General features: G+C 65.1%; 3 protein-coding genes. 1 reads left to right on the forward strand and 2 read right to left on the reverse strand.

Annotated features, from left to right (window positions below; translation table 11 throughout):
- Positions 1 to 2 precede the first annotated feature (2 nt).
- Positions 3 to 608, reverse strand: coding sequence for an integrase core domain-containing protein (locus ETD85_RS62265; protein ID WP_170247516.1), 606 nt, complete (start codon positions 606 to 608; stop codon positions 3 to 5).
- A gap of 23 nt (positions 609 to 631) precedes the next feature.
- Entirely contained in the window at positions 632 to 967 is a 336-nt protein-coding gene (locus ETD85_RS64285) for a helix-turn-helix domain-containing protein (protein WP_170247517.1), read from the reverse strand.
- A gap of 115 nt (positions 968 to 1,082) precedes the next feature.
- Here ETD85_RS64285 and ETD85_RS64290 point away from each other — a divergent pair.
- Positions 1,083 to 1,385 (forward strand): hypothetical protein (locus tag ETD85_RS64290; protein ID WP_170247518.1); only part of this gene is annotated, 303 nt, incomplete at its 3' end.

A 1,385-nucleotide genomic window follows, 5' to 3' on the forward strand; every position in this document is an offset into this window, starting at 1 on the left:
GGCTACTTGCGTGCTTTGTGGTGAGGTGTCGGTCTCGGGGCCGCGGGTGGCTGGTTGATCCACACGTTGGTCGGTAGTGCCGGTGGGTAGGGCCGCCGGCCGCGGAACCGTTCCGGATGCGCCTGGAAGGCTGCATGGAGGGTGGCGATCCGCTTGGCCTGGATGTGAACGGCAGTGCCGTCGTGCACCGAGGCGGGCGTGTGCGTCGCGATCCCGGAATGGCGGTGCTCGTGATTGTAGTAGCGGAAGAATTGGCTGCAGAAAGCGTTGGCGTCTTCGATGGACCCAAACCGGCCGGGAAATGCCGGGCAGTATTTGAGGGTCTTGAATTGCGCTTCAGAGTAGGGGTTGTCGTTGGACACGTGCGGGCGAGAATGCGATTGGTCGATGCCGAGCAGCGCAAGCAGGCCGGTGACGGTGTTGGACGTCATCGAGGTACCGCGATCGGCGTGGATGGAGCGGGGCGCGATGGCGTAGTTGGCGGCGATGGCGTTCTGGATGACTTCTTTGGCCAGGGTGCCGTTCTCGGTGGGCCAGATCTCCCAGTGGATGACTTTGCGGGAGAAGATGTCGATGATGACGTACAGCAGATAGTAGACGCCGCGCACCGGGCCTTTCAGTTTGGTGATGTCTAGGACCACACGAGGTTGGGGCGGTCGGCCTCCAGTTCGGGTTTGCTGGTCGGCGGGCGTACGGCCTGGGCGCGCCGCTCGCCGTTTTGCCCGCGTTCGCGCAACAGGCGGTACATGGTGGCCTGCGAGCACAGGTAGACGCCCTCGTCCAGCAGGATCGCCCATACCTGGCCGGGTGACTTGTCGGCGAAGCGCGGCGAGTCGAGCACCGCCAAGACCTGCTCGCGCTCATCATCGGACAGTTCGGCCGGGTGGTGGAACGGCCGGCGTGGTCCCTGCACGGGCGAGCGCGGGTTGCGGTGCCGGTGCACCGTGGCCCGGGATTTCCCGAACACCGCGCCCGCCCGCACCGTGCCGACCGATTTCTCCAGGGCCGGGAAGTACTCGTCCAGGACCTGGTTCAGTTCGTGTCGGAGTCCGCGCTGCTTGAGATGTCCTGAAGCAGCGCGAATGCTTTCCCGCGATGTCCAAAGCGGTTTTGGTCTTGCCCAGCTCGCCGGCCAGTTTCTCGTTGCGGAACTCGAGCTTCGCGGTGTCGGCTTTGAGTTTCTTGTTCTCGGCTCGCAGCCGGGCCAGTTCTTCGGACTCGGCGCTCTTGTCCGGCCGGCCGGTCGAAGCCGGGAGCGTGCCGTTCTCGGCCTGCTTTCTCCAGTGCACGATATGGGAGTGATACAGCCGTTCCTTACGGAGCAGGGCACCCCGCTCGGGGCTGCCTTCGGGCAGCGCGTCGAAGGCGGCCAGGATCCGCGCCTT

The organism is Nonomuraea zeae (assembly GCF_005889725.1).
Classification (GTDB): domain Bacteria; phylum Actinomycetota; class Actinomycetes; order Streptosporangiales; family Streptosporangiaceae; genus Nonomuraea; species Nonomuraea zeae.